Genomic DNA, 1,326 nt, shown 5'->3' with positions numbered 1-1,326 from the left:
TGGCGATGGTGGTGGGCCTGCTGGGCGTGTTGAAGGCGGGCGGGGCCTATGTGCCGCTGGACCCGGCTTATCCGGCCGAGCGACTGGCGTACATGCTGGAGGACAGTGCCCCGGTGGCGGTGTTGGTCCACGGCGATGTACCGGAGCTGGTAACTGGGAATAGGCCGGTGATCGCGCTCAATGATACGGCGCCCTGGATGTCCTGCTCCGAGAGTAATCTCGAACGAGGCAACCTGACGCCTGCGCACCTGGCCTACGTGATCTACACCTCCGGCTCGACCGGCCGGCCCAAGGGCACTTTGATCTGTCACCGATCAGTGAATAATTTGGCCACGGCGCGCATTCAGGGGATCTACCGTCCCTTGGGTGTGGACCGAATGCGGGCGAGCTTCAACTATCCTTTCACCTTCGACGCGTCGGTAGCGGAGTTAATTCTATTACTGGATGGCCATACGCTTTACATCACGCCCGAAGATGTGCGTTTCAGCCCCCAGGGCTTGGTGCAGTTCTTCAAGGACACCCGGCTCGACGCTTTCGAATGCACGCCAGCCCAACTCAAATACCTGATCGAATCCGGCGAGACGGCGCACTTACCCCGATTCGTTTTGTTCGGCGGCGATGCCATCGATGCCCAGCTATGGCAGCGCCTGCACCGTATCCCCAACACGGTATTCTTCAACACCTACGGCCCCACCGAATGCACGGTGGATGCCATCGCCTGCCGGATCGAACCTGACCTGCCAAGACCGGTTATCGGCCGACCCATCGCCAACGTACAGACGTACATTCTGGATGAGTACCTGAACCCCTTGCCAGCCGGCGTGGCGGGTGAGCTGCACATCGGCGGTGAAGGGGTGGGGCACGGTTATCTGAATCGGCCAGGCTTGACCGCCGAGAAGTTCATTCCCAATCCATTCGGCCCCCCTGGCAGTCGCCTTTACCAAAGCGGCGATCTTGCCCGTTACCTGCCCGACGGCAATATCGAGTATCTCGGGCGCCTGGATCACCAGGTGAAGATCCGGGGTTTTCGGGTTGAGCTCGGCGAAATCGAAGCCTGTCTGTTGGAACATGACGCGGTCCGCGAGGCGGTAGTGCTGACACGTGAGGACGCGTCCGGCGATCCGCGGTTGGTGGCGTATTACACGGGGCCGGCCGATGCGGAGTCGCTGCGGGCGCACCTGCAGGAGGCTTTGCCGGAGTACATGGTACCGGCGGCATTCGTGGCGCTGGAGCAGTTACCGCTGACGCCGAACGGCAAGCTGGACCGCCAGGCCTTGCCGGCGCCGGAAGACGACGCCTATGTGCGGGCCGTCTACGAGGCACCGC

Annotated in this window: 1 protein-coding gene; it reads left to right on the top strand. The window is 62.2% G+C overall.

Going from position 1 to position 1,326, the window contains the following annotated elements:
• Positions 1–1,326, top strand: a 1,326-nt coding sequence (locus EZI54_RS23695) for an amino acid adenylation domain-containing protein (protein WP_131484309.1), incomplete at both ends; no start/stop codon positions are given.

Source organism: Marinobacter halodurans, from assembly GCF_004327985.1.
GTDB classification, from domain to species: domain Bacteria; phylum Pseudomonadota; class Gammaproteobacteria; order Pseudomonadales; family Oleiphilaceae; genus Marinobacter_A; species Marinobacter_A halodurans.
The sequence above is the reverse complement of the archived record's forward strand: the minus strand, read 5'-3'. Positions and strand labels throughout refer to the sequence as shown.